This window comes from Streptomyces lunalinharesii (genome assembly GCF_039532155.1).
Taxonomy (GTDB): Bacteria; Actinomycetota; Actinomycetes; order Streptomycetales; family Streptomycetaceae; genus Streptomyces; species Streptomyces lunalinharesii.
Genome location: NZ_BAAARK010000115.1, coordinates 1 through 887 on the forward strand (window position 1 = coordinate 1; position 887 = coordinate 887).

Here is an 887-nt window from a genome sequence, read left to right on the forward strand (position 1 = left end):
AGAGGTCCTAACAGAAGTGGTTGATCATGTGACTGTTGGCTTGTCCGCTCGTTGGTCTGGTCGTGGGGAAGAGACAGGCACGGCCGTGGATCGTGTCGGATGAACTGTGGTTGCTGATCGAGCCGTTGCTGCCGGTGCCAGGTCCGAAGCTGGTTGAAGGCCGACCGCGGGTGCCGGATCGGCAGGCATTGTGCGGGATCCTGTTTGTGCTGCACACCGGGATTCAGTGGGAATTTCTGCCGCAGGAGTTGGGCTTCGGTTCGGGGATGACCTGTTGGCGGCGGTTGGCCGCATGGAACGAGGCGGGGGTGTGGGACCGACTGCACGTGCTGCTGTTGAAGAAGCTGCGGTCGGCCGGGAAGCTGGACTGGTCGCGGGCGGTGATCGACTCCTCCCACGTGCGGGCAGCTCGGCGGGGCCCAAAAGTGGTCCCAGCCCGGTCGACCGTGCACGCCCGGGCAGCAAGCACCACGTCGTCACCGATGCTCAAGGCATCCCGCTCGCGGTGTCGCTGACCGGCGGCAACCGCAACGATGTCACCCAACTCCTACCTCTGCTCGACAAGGTCCCGGCGGTGGCCGGCGTCGTAGGCCGGCCCAGACACCGGCCGGACGCACTGCTCGCCGACCGCGGCTACGACCACGACAAGTACCGGCGCCTGCTGCGGCAGCGCGGAATCCGCCCTGTGATCGCGAGGCGAGGCCAGCCACACGGCTCCGGCCTGGGCGTCTTCCGGTATGTCGTCGAACGAACCATCTCCTGGCTGCACGGCTTCCGTCGCCTGCGCATCCGATGGGAGCGACGGGACGACATCCATGAAGCCTTCCTCGGGCTCGCTACATGCCTCATCACCTACAGACACGTCCGACGCCTTTGTTAGGACCTCT

Annotated in this window: 1 protein-coding gene; it reads left to right on the forward strand. The window is 65.7% G+C overall.

Annotation, left to right across the window (positions count from 1 at the left end; genetic code table 11):
- Window positions 1-62 precede the first annotated feature (62 nt).
- Window positions 63-880, forward strand: a protein-coding gene (locus ABD385_RS41195) for an IS5 family transposase (RefSeq protein ID WP_425585597.1) whose coding sequence is annotated in 2 segments (ribosomal slippage) — window positions 63-414 and window positions 414-880 — 819 coding nt in all. Because the reading frame shifts where the segments join, the coding sequence is not laid out codon by codon here.
- The last annotated feature ends 7 nt before the right edge of the window (window positions 881-887 follow it).